Raw genomic sequence first — 17,041 nt, forward strand, 5'->3', positions numbered from 1 at the left:
ATACTTAATACTATCAAGCTTAAAACTATTATCAAATAAATCACCTCATATATTCATCTAAAATTGACTTTCTAATACTATGGTCTACCTCTATTATATCATTTATGTCAGGATTAATGATATTATCGTGTTTTTCCATGCTTTTTTCAATAATTTTTGGTATGTCTAAAAATTTTATTCTCTTTTCCAAGAATAATGATACCGCAACTTCATCAGCGGTATTCAATACTGTTGTCATTGTACCACCTTCTTCAATTGCCTGATAAGCCAATGATAAACATTTAAATGTTTCAAGGTCTGGTTTTTCAAACGTTAATGTGCTAAATACCTCAAAATCCAAAGATTTCACACCCTTTACAGCTTTTCTTTCCGGATAATTCAAAGCATATTGTATTGGGATCCTCATATCAGTTGTAGCCATTTCTGCAATTATACTTCCATCTATATATTCAACCATAGAATGTATAATACTTTGTGGATGTACTAAAACCTCTATTTTGTTTAAAGGTACATCAAATAACCATTTTGCCTCTATTACTTCAAAGCCTTTATTCATTAATGTTGCAGAATCTATGGTAATCTTTTTACCCATCTTCCAATTTGGATGTTTCAATGCCTGTTCCATTGTAACAAATTTTAATTCTTCTTTTGTTTTTCCCCTAAAAGGTCCTCCAGATGCTGTAATAATAAGTTTGGATATATACTTTTTTTCATTACCTTGTAGACATTGAAAAATTGCATTATGTTCACTATCAATAGGCAATATTTTAACCTTATTTTTCTTTGCAAGTTCAGTAATTATTTTGCCCCCTGTAACAAGACATTCCTTATTTGCAAGCATGATATTTTTTTTTGCTTTTATCGCCTTGTATGCAGGCATAAGACCAGCTATACCCTCTATTGCCACAACGACAAGTTCAGCATCATGGTATTCAGCAACATCGCAGATACCCTTTTCTCCAGATAATATTTCAACACCTGTATTATTTAATATATTTTTTAGTTCTTTAGCATTATTTTCATCTTTCACCGCAATTACCTTGGGTTTAAATTCATCGATTTGTTTTATAAGCAAATCTAAATTATTATTACAAGTTAATCCAAGAACATTAAAATCCTTTGAATTTCTGATAACATCAAGGGTCTGTGTTCCAATTGAGCCTGTTGAACCTAAAATTACAATATTTTTCATATTAACGCCTCATTTCATATGCAAATAGTTAAACATAAAATACACATATGGTGCTACATATAGTATACTATCAAACCTATCAATAATTCCACCATGTCCGGGTATTATATTGCCATAATCTTTTATATGACAATACCTTTTAACTGAAGATGCAAATAAATCACCCACTTGTGCAACAACGCTTCCAGATATACTTAAAACTAAAACAAATAATATACTTATTTTAAGTTTATCAAAAAAAAGATACGTAAAAATTATGCTTCCAAATATCGAACCAAATATCCCACCTATTGCACCTTCCAATGTTTTATTAGGGCTTAAAATAGAACATAATTTAGTTTTTCCAAAAAACCTACCTGTAAAATAAGCAAACGTATCTGTCAGCCATGATATAATAAAAACAAACCATACTATTAAATATCCTTCATTTAATTCTCTTAATTTTCCTATGTACGAAAAGAATAAAACATATATAATACCTATAATAGTTAGAGAAACATCCTTTATATTATATCTATTTATAAAAATAGGAACACTGAAAATTATCATAGTAATTAATATCAAGATATCTTTATTGTCCATTAAATTTTCAGTTAAATAAAAGAATAGAATTGACAAATACCCAAAAATTTTAATTGGAATGATATCAATATTTTTTAGAACATTATAAAATTCGTATAATCCAATCATGCTTAATAAAATTAAAAAAAATTGTAAATATACCCCGCCTTTTAATACAATAAAAAAAATCAGAGGTAATCCAACTGCAGCACTTATTATTCTTGTTTTAAGCATAAATTCAACTCCCTCGTTATAAACCGCCAAATCGTCTATTGCGTTTCTGATATTCAACAATTGCCTCTATTAAATCATCTTCATTAAAATCCGGCCATAATACATCTGAAAACCATAGTTCAGAATATGCAGACTGCCAAATCAAAAAGTTACTCAATCTCAATTCACCACCTGGTCTCAAGATTAAATCGGGATCAGGCTGTCCGTATGTATATAAATTTTCATTAATAATATCTTCATTTATGTCGGATGTTTTTAGTTGTCCTGATACTACTTTATCACAAATTTTCTTGACAGCTTTAATTATATCATTTCTTCCACTGTAATTAAACGCTATATTTAGAATAAGCCCTGTATTATTTCTTGTTTTTTCTTCAGCTTTAAATATCTCATAATTGCATTTATCAGGTATTTTGGAAAGGTCTCCAATAAAAATAATTTTTACATTTTTTTTATTAAGCTCATCAACCTCCTTTGATAGATATTCAATTAAAAGATTCATTAATCCATTGACCTCATCAGTCGGTCTTTTCCAGTTTTCTGTCGAAAATGCATATAAGGTTAAATATTTTACAGATAAATCTGAACAGACCTTAACTATTTTTTTTACTGTTTTTATTCCAGCCTTATGTCCAAAGATTCTTGGTAATCCTCTTTTTTTTGCCCATCTTCCATTGCCATCCATTATTATTGCAATATGTTTTGGTATATTATTCATATTTATTTTATTTTTAGCTTCAATTTTACGTTTGTTTAAAAAAAACATTAAATTTCCTCCTCATATTACATAGGCAAGACCCCTCAAAAATGAGGGGTTAAAATTTTGCTATTATTACGGTTATTTCATTGTTATTAATATTTTTCACATTAACAACCCTATATTGATAACCTGTATAATTATAAACCGATCTCGTTTCAATTATTTTATATTTTAAATTATTTTTTTCAAGAAGTTTTATTGCATCATATAGATCCATACCTATAATATCAATCAAATTTCCATTATCTCCTTCTCTTTTGCATCTATTATCCTGTCGATTTTTTTTATATATTTATCTGTAAGCTTTTGTACATTTTCTTCCTTTTTTGATTTTTCATCATCGGATATTTCGCCATTTTTATCCATTTTCTTAATTGCATCATTCGCATCTCTTCTTATTTGTCTAATCGCAACTTTAGCTTCTTCTCCCTTTTTGCGAACTAATTTTACCAGTTCTTTTCTTCTTTCTTCTGTCAAATCCGGTAATACCATCCTTATTACTTTCCCATCTGATGTCGGATTAATATTCAAATCAGATTTTTGAATAGCTTTTTCAATATCTGATAATTTTGATGTATCCCATGGCTGTATGACAATAACTTTTGCTTCAGGGGCCGTTATTGTTGCAAGCTTATTTATTGGCGTAATTGTACCGTAATAGTCGATGGATATTCTGTCAAGAATGGATGGATTTGCTCTGCCTGCTCTTATTGCCATTAACTCATTTTTAAGTATTAAGATAGATTTTTTCATTTTGTCTTCACTGGTTTTTAGTATATCACTCATTTTAATCCTCCTTAACAACAGTACCTATTTTTTGATTCATTAAAATATTTTTTATATTATCAGGAACAGTTAAATCAAAAACGATTATAGGAATTTTATTATCCATACATAGGGACGTCGCTGTAGAATCCATAACTTTAAGTCCTTTATTTAAAACATCTAAATATGACAATTCATCAAATTTAATTGCATCTTCATGTTTTAACGGATCTTTATCGTATACGCCATCTACCTTCTTTGCAAGCAAAATAACTTCCGCGTCAATTTCGGCAGCTCTTAACGAGGCTGTAGTATCAGTGGAAAAGAATGGATTACCAGTTCCTGCTGCAAAAATTACTACTCTTCCTTTCTCTAAATGTCTGATGGCCCTTCTTCGTATATATGGTTCTGCTATTTGCCTCATTTCAATTGCAGTCTGCACCCTTGTTTCAACACCCCTATGCTCAAGTGCATCTTGAAGAGCAAGGGAATTAATAACAGTTGCCAGCATTCCCATATGATCTGCAGTTGTTCTGTCCATACCTATTCCCTCTCTGCCTCTCCATATATTGCCGCCGCCAACTACCATTCCTATTTCAACGCCCATTTCTTTTACTTCCTTTATCTGATCGGCAATTAAACTTACTGTATCAAAATCAATACCATAACTATTCTTGCCAGATAAAGCTTCGCCAGAAATTTTTAAAATTATACGCTTATATTTTGTTAACAATAAAAACACCCCATTTATGAATTCTATAAAATTTTCTAATATCCTTCTTTAATATTTTAAAATAGGACACAACCGTGTCCTATTTTATTGGTTGCCTATTTAATTTTATTATTCTTCAGAAGAATTTTCAATACCTTCGCCTCTTTCATATCTAACAAATCTTCTGATTATTATGTTTTCACCAAGTTTGGCAATTTTTTCATTTAGGTAGTCTTTAACCGTCTTCTCATTATCTCTAATATAAATCTGTTCTAAAAGACAATTTTCCTTATAAAATTTTTCCAGACGACCTTCTATTATTTTTTCAAGGACTTTTTCTGGTTTGCCTTCATTTAATGATTGGGCCTTTATAATTTCTTTTTCCTTTTCAATAACACTTTGGGGTACGTCTTCTCTCGTTATGTATCGTGGATTTGCTGCAGCAATCTGCATACATATTTCTTTGACGAAGTTTTTAAAATCATCTGTATTTGCAACAAAATCTGTTTCACAATTTACTTCGGCTAGTACGCCTATTCTTCCTCCGCCATGGATATATGAATCAACAAGTCCCTCATTTGCAACTCTGCCTGCTTTTTTTGCTGCTGATGCTAATCCCTTTTCCCTCAGTATATCAATCGCTTTATCTATATCGCCATTTGAATCTACTAAGGCTTTTTTGCAATCCATCATGCCAGCACCTGTACGCTCCCTTAATTCTTTTACTTGCTCTGCCGTTATCACTGTTTTTCCTCCTATTCTTTAATATAATTTAGTGGTAAGGATATGATTATGCTCCTTACCACTTTTGTGTATATTATTCTTCTACAGAGGCAGCAAACTGTTCCCCCTGTTTTCCTTCTATAACAGCATCTGCCATTTTTGAAGCAATTAATTTAACTGCACGAATTGCATCATCATTGCCTGGAATTGCATAATCAACTTCTTCCGGATCACAATTTGTATCAACAATTGCCACTACCGGTATATCAAGGCTTTTTGCTTCTGCAATAGCTATAGCTTCCTTCTTAGGGTCAACTATGAATAGTGCAGATGGAAGTCTGTTCATATCCTTTATACCACCAAGATACTTTTCTAATTTTTCCTGTTCTTTCTTTAATTTTATTACCTCTTTCTTGGGTAATACATCAAATGTCCCGTCTTCTTCCATCTTCTCCAAAGCTTTTAGCCTTTCAATTCTGCCTCTAATGGTTTTAAAATTTGTCAGCATTCCACCAAGCCATCTTTGATTTACATAATACATGCCACATCTTTCAGCTTCTTCTTTAACAGAATCCTGTGCCTGTTTTTTTGTTCCAACAAAAAGAATTGTTCCATCATCCATTGAAAGTTGTTTTACAAAATCATAGGCTTCTTCTAATTTTTTAACTGTTTTTTGCAGGTCTATAATATATATACCATTTCTTTCAGTAAAAATATAAGGAGCCATCTTAGGATTCCATCTTCTCGTTTGATGACCAAAATGTACACCTGCTTCTAATAATTGTTTCATTGATATTATTGACATAATTTCACCTCCTGGTTATTCCTCCGTTCAAGTCATCTTATAAAAAAACCATTTTAGGCACCCTTTTTTATAATCATTGAACGTGTGTCTTTATCCACGAATAAATATATAATATAATAGCTAAAATGTCAATACATTTCTTATATTTTTCAAATACACAATGATTGGTTTATGATAATGTTTTGATATACCACTTTTGATTATGTCCTAAATCTAAAATAGCTAAAATATTTATTAATTTGATTAAACTTTAAACCTCTTAACTGATTCTAAAAGCGTATCTGCATATTTTTTTAGTTCATCGGCTGTCGAAGACATTTCTTCAACGATTGCGGTTTGTTCTTCAAATGTTGCAGATACTTCTTCTGATGATGCTGCTGTTTCTTCTGATACTGCTGCAATATCCTGAACAGAATTTACAATTTTATCTTTGTGTGATTCAATTTCTTTAAATGCCTGATTAAGATTTTCCACCTTTTCTGCTATAAGTTTGACAGTTCCTATTATGCCTTCAAACATCTGTTTTGTGCCAAAAATAGCATCTGTTTGCTGATTTGTAATCTTGCTTGATTCATCAACGGTTTTTGTAGTATCTTCAATATTCCTTTGAATTTCAGATATCAGATTTCCAATATTACCTGCAGCCTCTGAAGACTGTTCCGCTAAATTTTTAACTTCATTTGCCACTACTGCAAAACCTCGTCCTGCTTCTCCCGCTCTTGCAGCCTCAATTGCAGCATTCAATGAGAGGAGATTAGTCCTGTCAGCTATTTCTGTAATAGCCTCAACAATTTTACCTATTTCTCTTGATTTTTCATGAAGATAAACTGTTGATTGATTAACTTCTCTATTAGCCTCAATACTTTTATTAGTTTTTTCGATAAGGTCATTTATAGCCTTCAAACCATTATTTGAATTAATACTTATCTTATTCATTTCCTCATTTATATGTATTACATTATCAGCGGATGTATCTAAAAGTTCGCTAAGGTTTATAGCGGCATTCGCACTGTTTTCTGCATCTTTTGCCTGACTTGATGCGCCTTCTGCAATCTGTTCAATAGCAGCAGCAACATCCTGCATTGCTTGCGAAGCTTGTTCAGAACCTATAGCAAGATTTTCAGAGGTTTTATTGACAGAACCTGCTATCCCGTATATATTTTTTATTAATGTTTTTAGACTTTCCATCATATTGTTAAAACTTCTTGATAATACACCTGTTTCATCTTTTGCGCTTATATTTGTTCTGACCGTTATGTCACCTCTTGAAGCTGTTTCCATTGCGTACATAATCTTTTTTAAAGCAGATGTTATAGAATTCACATAAAAATATGAAATTGATAATCCTAATAATAAGAATATTATCATGATTATAATTACAGAATTCCTTATTTTATTTGTATCATTGGTAAGTTCAGTGGATTCATTTGCCACTACTCCCCTCCATCCAAAATTATCAAGTAGTTTTACACTTGCAAATTTTGGTTGATTATTGAATACATATTCGAACATGCCATTTTTCAAAGACATTAATTTGTTACCATAATCATATTTGTTAATGTTTATTCCTATCATTTTTTTATCAGGATGTGTTAAGAATATACCATCTTTTGAAAGCAAATATATATATCCTGTATTACCAACTTTAATATTTTGTAATTTTGATGCAATGTGTTCAAGGCTTATGTCCATACCACATACCCCGATTAATTTGCCATCGGCTCCTTTAACTGACATTGATAATGTGACTTCCTGATCTTTTGTTAAGGAATCAGTATAGGGTTCTGTCCATAATATCTTTCCATCAGAAGTTACTGCATCTATGTACCAAGGTCTCTGAGTCATATTAACATTTTTTAAATCCTGTTGAGGATATATGACTGTTTTATTATCTGTTGTAACGAAATACACATTCTTAATCTCTGGATTACTAATTTTTATATCCTGTATTTTTTTATAGACAGCTTGTAAACTTTCAGCACTTCCATCATAATTTGCTACAGCATCTGACTTTGATAGCTGCAATAAAAACATCTCAGTATTTTCTTTGAATAAATCCATATATTGATTAACAACGGATAATGCTGCTTGATTTGAATTGTTTATTTTCGATTTTAGTATGCTTTGGGATATATTTACAGCATAAAACCCTGTAATAGCAAGTGAAATACTCACTACAGCAGCTATAAGTAAAAGTTGTTTACTTTTGATACTTCTCACTATAAAACCTCCAATAATCATTATATTTTTATAATTCTGTTTTATATTATTTACTATCTTTCCAGTCAATCTCAATTTCATATTCTATTGGGTCTTTTATTCCAGCCTCTTTAAAACCTTTAATACGAAGTCTGCAACTATCACAAATACCACATGCTTTTTCTCCTCCTTTATAACAAGTAGTAGTAAGATGAAGAGGTGCTTGATTTTTTACTGCAAGTTTTACTGTTTCAGCCTTTGTCAAGTTTATAAGGGGTGTAATTATTTTTATAGGCCTACCTTCCACCACTCTTTTTGTCCCTATATTAATTACTTTTTGAAATGCTTCTATAAACTCAGGTCTACAATCCGGATATCCACTGTAATCCACAGAACTTACACCTATGAATATAGCTTCAGCATCTATTACTTCCCCATAGCCCACAGCATAACTTAAGAATAAAATATTCCTTGCAGGCACATAAGTCACAGGTATTTTTTCTGAATCACCTTTGTAATCAGGCACATCAATTGTAAAATCCGTAAGAGCACTACCACCAACATTATCAAGTTTTATAATCTTATGTTGCTTTACCTTGTAGAATTCTGCAACATTTTTTGCACATTCTAATTCTCTTTTATGCCTCTGGTTATAGTCAAATGAAATGGGATACATATCATATCCTTCTTTATATGCAACTGACATACAGGTAGTACTGTCCATTCCACCTGATAACAATATAACTGCCTTTTTCATCTAAACACCTCTTTCATTTTTCCCCCATATAAATTTCTGCAACTGTACTTGTACTCTTACATCAAGTCTGTCATCAAGCACCCATTTTACAATATCCTTTATATTTATTATATCGAATATTGGTGTAAAAATAATTAGTCCTTTTTTATAATATTTTTTTATTATTTCTTTTGACCAGTTATAATCATTTCTATCGCCTATAACAAATTTTATCTCATCTTCTTCTTTTAGATAATCAAAGTTTTTAAAATACATTTTATCACTGCAATTTGATGAAGGTACTTTCATGTCCATTACAAATCTATGATTTTTATGTAATTTGAATTGTGACAAATCAATTGAGCCGTTTGTTTCAATTGACATTTCATAACCTTTAAGCATATCAATAATATCCTGTATATTATGCTGGAGTAAGGGTTCGCCACCAGTAATGCAAACTCTTTTATAACTATACTTATTTATTTCCTTAATTATATCATCCTTATTATAGATAGTTCCATCATAATATGCATATTTTGTATCACAATAGGAGCATCTTAAATTACAACCTGTAAATCTAACAAAAACGGTTGGATAACCCTGTGATATACTTTCCCCCTGTATACTTAAAAATATTTCATTGATTTTATACATTAAACATCTCCCTCTGTATTATTTTTTATTTATCAAGAAAATATATTTTTTTATTATTATACCATTTATGCTTGGATTTTAACACTAATTAAGCAAGAAATCTCCATAAGGTAAATCCAGCATACACAACACAAAAAATGCAGAAGATGCGGAAATTTAGTAGAAAAAGACTTGTCTGTAAGATTACATAAATATGATGGATGCGGAGTGAAGATAGACAGGAATACAAATGCTGCGATAAACATACTGCATGAAGGATTAAAACAAATAGTATAGGCATATATCCACGTAGGGAAGGTTCCACCCGAATATACTCCTTTGGAAATCGTGTAAGACCTGTGAGTGACTTTTAGGATCCACCGGCGGGAATCCTCTCCAATTTATTGGAGAGATGAAAGCCGGTTTTATGATGATATAAATATCGAAAAATACTGCTTATAATTGACTTTATTAATACACTATTATATACTATGTGTATGAAGAAAAATAATCTTATTCATGCAAGAACTTGTGTATAAAACAGAAGTCAAAAATCGGATATGAGAGGTCAGAAATTTAAGCAGTCCTTATAAAAAACAAACCATAATCCTAAATTCCTTAACATATGCTTCATCAAAACTATGGAATGTAGCAAATTATGAAATAAAGAATTGGAATAAAGACAAAAAATACCCTGACTGGTATGACCAAAAATCAAGGTTAAAAAACAACTTCTGGTATAAAAACCTGCCATCACAATCAGCACAAGAAACATTAAAACAACTTCATGAAGCATGGCAGTCATATCATAAATTAAGAAAAACAGGTAAAATAGAAAATCCAAAACCACCAAGATACAAACATACAAATTTCAATGTAAGATGATTAAACAAAGGATTTAAAATCATTGACGGTAAAATAAGATTATCTTTGCCCAAACAGCAGAAAAAACACTTAAAAGAAAAATACGATATAAACGTTGATTATCTTTACATAACAATACCCAGTGAATATAAAAAGCTGAGCGGCAGTCCCAAAGTCATCGAAATAATGCCTTTATCCAAAACAAGGATATATAAGGTTCATATTATTACCGAGCTGCCGCTCATCACACAGAAAGAAGATAATGAAATATATATGAGTATAGATTTGGGTATAAATAACCTTATGACATGCTATATAACAACAGGCAAGACATTTATCATATCAGGCAGACAATTATTAAGCATAAACAGATATTTTGACAAAATGATAGCATACTATCAATCCATAGCATATGCTGGGCAATCAGCAAATAAAGACAAATACCACAAAGATACGAAGAGAATCGTGACGCTATATGCAAAAAGAAGGAAACAAATAAAACATCTGCTTCATACAGCTACAAAGCGTGTTGTAGAAATTGCAGAAAAAGAAGGAGCAGCAAAAATAATAATAGGAGATATAACTTATATACGAGAAAACAAAGATATAGGACACGTAAACAATCAAAAACTCCACAAATGGCCTTTTGAAAAAATAGAAAACCTGATAACGTACAAAGCAGAAGATAAAGGAATAATTGTAGAAAAACAAGAAGAAAGCTATACAAGTCAATGCAGCCCTTATGAAAAAGAAATAAGCAAAGAAACTGCAAATAAAGCAAATCGCAAACAAAGAGGGCTGTATATTGTAGAAAACAAACTGTTTAATGCTGATTGTGTGGGAGCATACAATATAATGAAAAAGTATCTGCAAAGGATGGGGAAACCTGTCACGGCAGTAGTGGGGTTGGACACTCCAGTTGCGTACCGGTGGAACTTTCATCAAGGTTTCATTGGGAGCACGAAGCTCGCCAATTTATTGGCGATGTAGTTCACATACTAATCAGAATTTGAGTTTTTGCTTTTAATTTCTTAAGATGTGCAGCATATAAAGGCACTTTTGCTTTAAAATTAATATAATTATTATCCCCCATCATTATATCTATAAAGTATGATAATGCATTTGGAAAAGATCTAATTGTTTTTTGCATCAATGACATATTGTTATAGACAGATAATGATAATCTGTATGCCCATTTGATATCAGGGATAACTTCCTTATTTATCTTATTTGTGTATTCATCAAGTTTGCATTTCTTAATTAAATATCTATCAATAACATTATATGCTATATTAGCTGTAAGTATTGCATTATATATACCTTCTCCCGTAAATGGATCTGCAAGTCCTGTGGCATCACCTACCAGTATTATTTTTTCACTATTGTAAATTCCTTCATTGCCATCCGGAAAAGGTAATTGATGTCCATATATTTTAATTTCAGTGCTATTGTCAATCATATTTTTGGCAAGTAGGTCATCAAGTCTTTCCTTTATATCAGATAATTTGTTTAAAAAAGTTCCCACACCAATAGATAGCCTATCATTTTTAGGAAATATCCAGCCGTATCCACCATTAATGATACTAAAATCTACTACCGCTTCTCCTTTTTTTTCTACAATATTTTGCTTATCTACATATACCTCAGCTTCAACCGCTATACCCTTATTCCTGTTTGTCAAATTTGCTTTATATGCAACATTACTATTAACCCCATCAGCACCTACCAAAACTTTTGCTTTATACTTATTTTTATCGGTTTTTACAATAATACCTTTATCAGTTTCATAAAAATCCAAAAATCGTTCATTATCATGTACTTTGCATCCATATTCAATAGCTTTATCAACAAGGTATTTGTCAAATTTAATTCTATCGACTTGATAAATAATGGGTTTATCCACCTTCAAACAAATAGATTCATTATTATCGAATACAAATAAAATCTTATAGGTAATATCTTCAATATAGTTGTCTATATCTAAATCTATTAATTTATAACATCTTGATGTTATGCCACCACCACAAGCCTTATACCTCGGCAAACTGTACTTTTCTATTAATAATACGTTATAGCCATCTTTTGATAATTTTCTAGCCAATGTTGAACCAGAAGGACCACTGCCAATTATAATCGTATCATACATTTAATCTGCCTCCATAATTATTATAATTATGCTTGTACATCTCGTGAAAACTTTGATTTAAGCTGATTACAAGTCAGTTGATCAATTTTTTAAGCAGTTTTAATTATCATTAATAAGCCTTAAAAATGCCTGAAAAAAGGCTTTTTTATTTTTATAACTGGAAAAAATTCAAGAAAATTATTTTCCGAAATTTATCGAAAAGTACTTGCCATTTACGCCCCCCTCTATGTAAAATATTTCAGCACATTTTTACCCTCTTTTTACACAATTTCTTCTTTTACCTTTTGCTTCATAAAGCATATTATCTACTCGTGAACAAACCGTGTCAATGGTATCAGTGTCCCTGTATTCAGTTACACCAAAGCTTGCTGTTACTCTGTCTATTCCTTCTAATTCCATCGTACTTACCTGTTTTCTAAGCTCTTCAGCTAGGAGTCCACTCGAAAATAACTTATCTGCCGGTTAAGAATTTTTATCATCGCATAAATTATCAGAATAATCTCTATTCAAAGAAATATATATGATTTTGTTATTGATTTTAATATGTATATTATGGCTTTATTGACCTGTTATTGCTATTTTTAATATCCTTAACCATTCTTTAAGCCGTTTTTGGGCAGACTTCCCCCTTCTTAATTTGTCTATTACAAATTTTAGAAATATGTTTCGTTATTATTTTGATATTATTGTTTATTGCTACCATTATCATTTGCCATCTTATTTTTAATTTTTCTCTATACCTTCCTTTACGTCCGCCATGCCTGGTAAGTTCTGATATGTTTCTTTCTACATTCGGTCTTTTTGCATAGTCTTCTTTAAATTCATCTGTTTTTTGATATTCCCTTTGTTCTTGTATTTCTTTTTCATACGGATGTATATTTATTGTTCTCCCTTTTTTTGATTTTGTACATTGGTCTTTTAGCGGACAATCATTACACTCTTCTGCTCTAAATTTCACTGTAACTTGCTCATGTTTTTGTGTTTTTTCAGTATCAAATTGTTTTATATGTCCATTGGGACATTCTACTGTTCCTTTTTCTAAATCAATTTTGAATTCTTCTTTTGAAAATCCTCCACTTGGATTTGTTGCTTCCGGCACTCTAATGCAAAAATCTGTTCCTTCTTCTTTCCTTTTTTCTATTTCTTCAAAGTCACTATATGCACAATCTCCATACAGTTTATCTATATCAACGCCGTTTCTTCGGCTTTGTTCTATAAGATCACTCATATGTTCTCCATCTGCTATATTTGCTCCATCAACTTCTATTCCTACTACTACTGAGCCTTTTTCTCCTCCTGTTATAATTTCAGCTTTGTATCCATCTGATAATTTCGATGAGGTCTTTCTTCCATGGCGCATTTCATCATCTACTACTGATATTATTCTGTCTTTTGCTGTTCCTTTTATCATTTTTACATGCCCGTCGTTTGTTATTTCAACATCTTGTAATGCTACTCTTTCTAATAATTCAATTGCTTTTTTTAAATCATCTTTTATATCTTTTTTTGTTTTTATATTTTCTACGAGTGATAGTGCATCTTTAACAAGTTCTTCGAGTAATTTTGCTTTTTCTTTTTCGTTTTCCCATGCTATTTTGGGTTTTTTGATATTTTCTTTATAATCTGTTCTTTTCAGTATTTTTTTCGATTCATCTTCCATTTCGTAAAACTTCATGAAACGGAGAACCATCTTTATCCCTTGGTATATCATAGTGTAAGTATCTTGTCTGGCACAGGAACCCCAAATCATGAATGAATCTATTATGTGTAAGTTGTCTTTATCAAACAGTCCTACTTCTTTTGCCTGACTAATTGTTTTAATGAATATTTCTTTTCCTATTTCGCTGTTAAACAGTCTTTTTCTATGATCACATAATGTTACTGCATCTATTCCATCAAAATCCCGTGGTGCGGTTAATGCATATTTAATTCTGTCATCGAATCGTGATTCTTCTTCCATTTCACGATCAGAATATCCTTTTTCAAATTGTATCAGCATCGCTGTAAATGTATATACCGGAGATATGGATTCTCTGCCATAGTATGAGAAAAGTGGCTGAAACATTTCTTCATTAAGATTATTAAATACCCATGTTCTTAATCTATGATAATAACTATCTTCAGAAATTTTTCCAAGTAACCAATAATCTGAAAATGACATTTGTCTGTCTGCTTTTCCTAACATTTTTATCACCACATTTTTCTTATTATATTATTTATATTATATCATAAAAATAGCTCTTAAGTGCTTATTTCATATGTGTTCAGGAGTATTTTTTATTGTAAATTATATGGTTTTCAATAACATATTTGTTAATTTGTGATTGATGATTTCGAGTGGACTCCTAGTATTTCATCTCTTGAATAACCAAGTATACGTTCCGCTGCAGGATTCCAGAAGGTCACTTTACCGTTATAATCAATCATAATAATAGCATCTCCAGCATATTCCATTATAGTACTTAAAATTTCGTTCTTTTCTTTTAAGTCTCTTTTTATCCTTTTGTGCTCTGTCAGGTCAACAGCAAGTGCAACATATACTTTTTCTTCTCCAAATTCTATATGTTCTAAGTGAATCTCTGCTGGATATAAAGAACCATCTTTCCTGCGGTGCATTGTATCAAATATGATTAATTTCTGTTCTCCATTAGAAATCGGCTGAAGAAGTTCTTTAAAACTTTTTAATGTAAACTCAGGTTCTAAGTCAAGAGGAGTCATTTCTTCGAACTCCTCTTCAGTATATCCCAAATTTTCCCTTGACCCACGGTTTACTTCAATGAATTTTAATGTCTTTGAATGAAATATGTAAATTTCATTGAGTGAATCTTCAAAAAGTTTTTTATAAAATTCAAGATTTTTTCTTGCTTTCAATTCTTCAGTAATGTCAAAGATAATCAGATACATCAATGTTTTTCCTTGATAATCTAAAAGAGATGAATATGTTTTTATTAATCTCTTTTTTCCGTCACCTAATTTTTGAAGACAAATACAGGGACTGTAGCCTTTCTTTAAAACTTCCGAACATTTTTGACAACCATCTATGGTAAAAATGCCAATAGCAGCTTCTATATCCATCTGCAGCATGGTTTCTTTGGAATAACCGTAGAAATGACAAGCAGCTTTGTTAGCATCAATAATGCGTCCTGATTCGGGTTCGATAAGTAGCATCATTACATCATGGCTTTCAAACATACTGTGAAACAATTCTTCTCTCTTTTTTATCTGTTTTTTTGCCTCATAGAGCTTAAAAGCCATTTCTATTTGAGATATGAGTACACATTCGTCCACACCTTTGAGGACATAACCGTAAGCTGTAACTGATCGGATTTTTTCCATTATTTCTTTATTGGCATTTGCAGTTAAAAATAAAACTGGAATATCTTTATGCTGCTGAGCTATTTGAGCTGCATCTATTCCGTCGATTGTTCCTCCAAGTTCTATATCCATAATGATTAAATCATAACTTTGGTTGTTGTTTATCTTTTCCACAATTTCTTCTCCCGTTGAGGCTATTTCTGTTTTGTATCTATATTTGCTTAAAATATCCGCCGTTATTTGAGCGTTAAATTTACTATCTTCTACAATCAGGACCTTTTTGGGGAAAGCACTGTCCATCAATTAATACCTCCAATTAACTCAATTTTAGCAGACTTAGTATAAAAATATTTTTGTATATTTTTTGCAAATTAGTTAACACTTTTATTCTCAGGATATAATTATACTCTTTTTATTTGAAGACACAATAAAAATTTTTCGCTCAAATGCAAATTAAGTGATTGATTTATGATAATGTCTTAGTATATCACATTTGATTATATCATATATATGTACTTACACTAAACAAATGTTTTTTGCAATAATTAAATGCAAAAAGTTGAAAAAAATAATTGCAACATCCTAAATACTTTAATGGTAAAAAATAACTTTGTTAGCTCTTGCTATAGCTGCTGTTAAAGCAGGTGATTTTGATAAAACAAGGTCACTTGATGGTTTAAAGCGTTTAGCTTAATTTTACAACTCAAATATTTATCAGTTTTTACCATTCATCTTTTACGGGATTTTTATGCCCTTTTTTAGCTTTTGTTTTCCTCTTATTAAATTTTAAATGTTCAAGTATATTTTTTAGCCTTTATCATTTACATATCGTACCTATTTTGGTTTTTGTTTTTGATTTATCTTTAATTATGCTCATATCTATTTTTATACCATACTCAATATTATTACATCACCACATCTATACTATCTCCAGCGAATATGACCCCACCTTTCAGCACCTTTGTAAATATACCCTCCCGAGGCATGATGCAGTCACCAGCCTGTTCATATATAGCGCATTTGGCGTGACATTTCTTGCCTATCTGGGTTACCTCCAGCAGTGTTTTTCCCGCCCTGAGCTTTGTGCCCACGGGTAGGCTCACCAGGTCTATGCCTTCGGTGGTGATGTTTTCGGCAAAATCCCCGGGACCAACTTTCAGGCCTTTTTCTATCATTTTAGCTATGCTTTCCATGGCCAGAAGGCTCACCTGGCGGTGCCAGTTACCTCCATGGGCGTCGCCCTTTACTCCAAAGTTTTCCACAAGGCGAACAGAACCTACATTTACCTTGCGCTCACCTTTATTTTCGCTCTTACAAACAGCTATTATCTTGCCCATAAGTTAACCTCCATTGTAACTGTATATTTTCACTTCACACATCGCACTTCTCATTTCTA

16 protein-coding genes and 2 pseudogenes are annotated in these 17,041 nt (G+C 31.4%); 2 read left to right on the forward strand and 16 right to left on the reverse strand.

Features of this window, described 5'->3' with window-relative positions; translation table 11 throughout:
- Positions 1–40: 40 nt before the first annotated feature.
- The 11 genes from AC0LWJ_RS03485 to AC0LWJ_RS03535 all read right to left on the reverse strand — a co-directional run bounded on the left by AC0LWJ_RS03485 (position 41) and on the right by AC0LWJ_RS03535 (position 9,341).
- Positions 41–1,192, reverse strand: coding sequence for a 1-deoxy-D-xylulose-5-phosphate reductoisomerase (locus AC0LWJ_RS03485; RefSeq protein WP_474239051.1), 1,152 nt, complete (start codon positions 1,190–1,192; stop codon positions 41–43).
- A gap of 9 nt (positions 1,193–1,201) precedes the next feature.
- Positions 1,202–2,044, reverse strand: a complete 843-nt coding sequence (locus AC0LWJ_RS03490) for a phosphatidate cytidylyltransferase (RefSeq protein ID WP_474239054.1) — start codon at positions 2,042–2,044, stop codon at positions 1,202–1,204.
- Entirely contained in the window at positions 2,004–2,753 is a 750-nt protein-coding gene (uppS, locus tag AC0LWJ_RS03495; protein WP_474239056.1) for an undecaprenyl pyrophosphate synthase, read from the reverse strand. The genes AC0LWJ_RS03490 and uppS overlap by 41 nt, the downstream gene beginning before the upstream one ends.
- A gap of 49 nt (positions 2,754–2,802) precedes the next feature.
- Positions 2,803–2,982 (reverse strand): hypothetical protein, encoded by a 180-nt coding sequence (locus tag AC0LWJ_RS03500; protein WP_474239059.1) that lies wholly within the window; start codon positions 2,980–2,982, stop codon positions 2,803–2,805.
- A complete protein-coding gene (frr, locus tag AC0LWJ_RS03505; RefSeq protein WP_474239062.1) occupies positions 2,979–3,533 on the reverse strand; it encodes a ribosome recycling factor in 555 nt (184 codons plus the stop codon). The genes AC0LWJ_RS03500 and frr overlap by 4 nt, the downstream gene beginning before the upstream one ends.
- A gap of 1 nt (position 3,534) precedes the next feature.
- Entirely contained in the window at positions 3,535–4,245 is a 711-nt protein-coding gene (gene pyrH / locus AC0LWJ_RS03510; protein ID WP_474239064.1) for a UMP kinase, read from the reverse strand.
- 108 nt (positions 4,246–4,353) lie between these two features.
- Positions 4,354–4,968 (reverse strand): translation elongation factor Ts, encoded by a 615-nt coding sequence (gene tsf / locus AC0LWJ_RS03515; RefSeq protein ID WP_474239067.1) that lies wholly within the window; start codon positions 4,966–4,968, stop codon positions 4,354–4,356.
- Positions 4,969–5,041: 73 nt separating this feature from the next.
- On the reverse strand, positions 5,042–5,752 hold the full coding sequence (gene rpsB / locus AC0LWJ_RS03520) for a 30S ribosomal protein S2 (RefSeq protein WP_474239071.1): 711 nt from the start codon (positions 5,750–5,752) through the stop codon (positions 5,042–5,044).
- Positions 5,753–5,995: 243 nt separating this feature from the next.
- A complete protein-coding gene (locus tag AC0LWJ_RS03525; RefSeq protein WP_474239074.1) occupies positions 5,996–7,972 on the reverse strand; it encodes a methyl-accepting chemotaxis protein in 1,977 nt (658 codons plus the stop codon).
- Positions 7,973–8,018: 46 nt separating this feature from the next.
- Positions 8,019–8,708: a 7-cyano-7-deazaguanine synthase QueC gene (gene queC / locus AC0LWJ_RS03530; protein WP_474239077.1), complete on the reverse strand. Its 690-nt coding sequence runs from the start codon at positions 8,706–8,708 to the stop codon at positions 8,019–8,021.
- Positions 8,709–9,341, reverse strand: a complete 633-nt coding sequence (locus tag AC0LWJ_RS03535; RefSeq protein WP_474239080.1) for a 7-carboxy-7-deazaguanine synthase QueE — start codon at positions 9,339–9,341, stop codon at positions 8,709–8,711.
- A gap of 171 nt (positions 9,342–9,512) precedes the next feature.
- Between AC0LWJ_RS03535 and AC0LWJ_RS03540 the strand changes: the two genes are divergently transcribed.
- Positions 9,513–9,617, forward strand: a complete 105-nt coding sequence (locus AC0LWJ_RS03540; RefSeq protein WP_474239083.1) for a hypothetical protein — start codon at positions 9,513–9,515, stop codon at positions 9,615–9,617.
- Between the two features lie 633 nt (positions 9,618–10,250).
- The gene (locus AC0LWJ_RS03545) at positions 10,251–11,174 is read left to right on the forward strand and encodes an RNA-guided endonuclease TnpB family protein (protein WP_474239085.1); all 924 of its coding nucleotides are present in this window, start codon (positions 10,251–10,253) and stop codon (positions 11,172–11,174) included.
- A 1-nt stretch (position 11,175) separates the two neighbouring features.
- Here AC0LWJ_RS03545 and AC0LWJ_RS03550 read toward each other — a convergent pair whose 3' ends face one another.
- The 5 genes and pseudogenes from AC0LWJ_RS03550 to AC0LWJ_RS03570 form a co-directional block, all read right to left on the reverse strand.
- A complete protein-coding gene (locus AC0LWJ_RS03550) occupies positions 11,176–12,330 on the reverse strand; it encodes a geranylgeranyl reductase family protein (protein ID WP_474239088.1) in 1,155 nt (384 codons plus the stop codon).
- A 249-nt stretch (positions 12,331–12,579) separates the two neighbouring features.
- A pseudogene (locus tag AC0LWJ_RS03555) lies at positions 12,580–12,765 on the reverse strand (diguanylate cyclase domain-containing protein); the annotation flags it as partial.
- Between the two features lie 166 nt (positions 12,766–12,931).
- Positions 12,932–14,515, reverse strand: a complete 1,584-nt coding sequence (locus AC0LWJ_RS03560; RefSeq protein WP_503031472.1) for an IS1182 family transposase — start codon at positions 14,513–14,515, stop codon at positions 12,932–12,934.
- 158 nt (positions 14,516–14,673) lie between these two features.
- A pseudogene (locus tag AC0LWJ_RS03565) lies at positions 14,674–15,945 on the reverse strand (PAS domain S-box protein); the annotation flags it as partial.
- Positions 15,946–16,550: 605 nt separating this feature from the next.
- Complete coding sequence (locus tag AC0LWJ_RS03570; protein WP_474237554.1) at positions 16,551–16,982, reverse strand: MOSC domain-containing protein; 432 nt, start codon at positions 16,980–16,982, stop codon at positions 16,551–16,553.
- Between the last annotated feature and the right edge of the window lie 59 nt (positions 16,983–17,041).

The organism is Aceticella sp. 75b-Ac, from assembly GCF_056032965.2.

Excerpts from the sequence above, each read along its gene's own strand:
- AC0LWJ_RS03485 (WP_474239051.1), bottom strand. The coding sequence starts at position 1,192 with ATGAAAAATATTGTAATTTTAGGTTCAACAGGCTCAATTGGAACACAG.
- uppS (WP_474239056.1), bottom strand. The coding sequence starts at position 2,753 with ATGTTTTTTTTAAACAAACGTAAAATTGAAGCTAAAAATAAAATAAAT.
- frr (WP_474239062.1), bottom strand. The coding sequence starts at position 3,533 with ATGAGTGATATACTAAAAACCAGTGAAGACAAAATGAAAAAATCTATC.
- rpsB (WP_474239071.1), bottom strand. The coding sequence starts at position 5,752 with ATGTCAATAATATCAATGAAACAATTATTAGAAGCAGGTGTACATTTT.
- queC (WP_474239077.1), bottom strand. The coding sequence starts at position 8,708 with ATGAAAAAGGCAGTTATATTGTTATCAGGTGGAATGGACAGTACTACC.
- AC0LWJ_RS03535 (WP_474239080.1), bottom strand. The coding sequence starts at position 9,341 with ATGTATAAAATCAATGAAATATTTTTAAGTATACAGGGGGAAAGTATA.
- AC0LWJ_RS03550 (WP_474239088.1), bottom strand. The coding sequence starts at position 12,330 with ATGTATGATACGATTATAATTGGCAGTGGTCCTTCTGGTTCAACATTG.
- AC0LWJ_RS03560 (WP_503031472.1), bottom strand. The coding sequence starts at position 14,515 with ATGTTAGGAAAAGCAGACAGACAAATGTCATTTTCAGATTATTGGTTA.
- AC0LWJ_RS03570 (WP_474237554.1), bottom strand. The coding sequence starts at position 16,982 with ATGGGCAAGATAATAGCTGTTTGTAAGAGCGAAAATAAAGGTGAGCGC.